Source organism: Dolichospermum circinale AWQC131C (assembly GCF_000426905.1).
In the GTDB taxonomy this organism is placed as follows: Bacteria; Cyanobacteriota; Cyanobacteriia; order Cyanobacteriales; family Nostocaceae; genus Dolichospermum; species Dolichospermum circinale.
The window spans coordinates 76,111-77,103 of record NZ_KE384592.1 but is presented as its reverse complement, the minus strand read 5'-3'; the positions used below and the strand labels follow the sequence as shown (position 1 = coordinate 77,103).

2 protein-coding genes are annotated in these 993 nt (G+C 34.4%); both read right to left on the bottom strand.

From position 1 onward, the window contains the following. Positions 1 to 110: 110 nt before the first annotated feature. Positions 111 to 428, bottom strand: a complete 318-nt coding sequence (locus tag ACIR131C_RS0103500) for a type II toxin-antitoxin system RelE/ParE family toxin (RefSeq protein WP_028089083.1) — start codon at positions 426 to 428, stop codon at positions 111 to 113. After that, positions 425 to 691 carry a hypothetical protein gene (locus ACIR131C_RS0103495; RefSeq protein ID WP_028089082.1) on the bottom strand — a complete coding sequence of 89 codons (267 nt, stop codon included), beginning with the start codon at positions 689 to 691 and terminating at the stop codon, positions 425 to 427. Before ACIR131C_RS0103495 ends, ACIR131C_RS0103500 begins: the two co-directional genes overlap by 4 nt. Between the last annotated feature and the right edge of the window lie 302 nt (positions 692 to 993).

Below are 993 nucleotides of genomic sequence, written 5' to 3'. Positions count from 1 at the left end.
GAAGGATTAAACTCAGGAAATGCAACAGAAATGACAGCACAAGATTGGGAAGATATTCGTCAATACACCTCTTACCATTCCCAAAAAAAACAATCTTCACAAACTCAATCTTATTCAGACTCTTCATCTAGATAAGATTGACGACTGTGACGAACATGAATAATAGCTATAACATCTTCTTCAACAACAAATAAAACTCGATATTTTCTTTGTTTTCCCACCCATAGTTGGCGAATTTCACGACCAAGTTTTGTTGATTCTGGAGCTATACTACATCGGTTAGGAAATTTTTTTAGTGACGCAATAGCATCTTCAAATTGATAATACCAATTGTTCGCTACTTCAGCACTCAAATTATCACACATCCAACGATAGGAGTTTTCAATTTCCTGAAATGCAGTAGGCTGAATAATAACTTGATAATTCATGAGCGAGGAGGAATGTTATATTTTTGTTGTAGAGTTGCCAAAACTTGATCCGCAGGAATCCCTTCACCGCGCTCAAATTCATCTAATCCTTTACGAATACCTACTATTGTTTCTAAGTAATCTATTCTTGCTAACAATTCTTGATAGGAAACTGGGGGTTTTTGTGGTGCTGTTTTGAGTGATTGCAAAAAACCAAACACATCTTCTAAAAGTTCGTTGGGCGTGTTGTCAATTTCTTGTAACAGTAATTCTTTGATAGTCATCACGGTTAATAAATCAAATTGATGTTTTTATTATAGCAATTATTTTCAGTTTTATATAGATAAGTTAATTATTCTTATTACAACTAAAGTAAGTAGGTTAGGTTAACCCAAGAAAACCCAAGATTACCCAAACCACCCAACTATCACCAATAGTTTTTTCTACCAATGACAGAACATGACAACAACCGCCATAATATAAAAAAGTATATTCAAGAAGTCACATTATGAAAAGTATGAATATTTCCTTACCTGACACCATGGGCGATTATATAGAAAAGTAGCGCAAGGAGGTTACAGCAGCG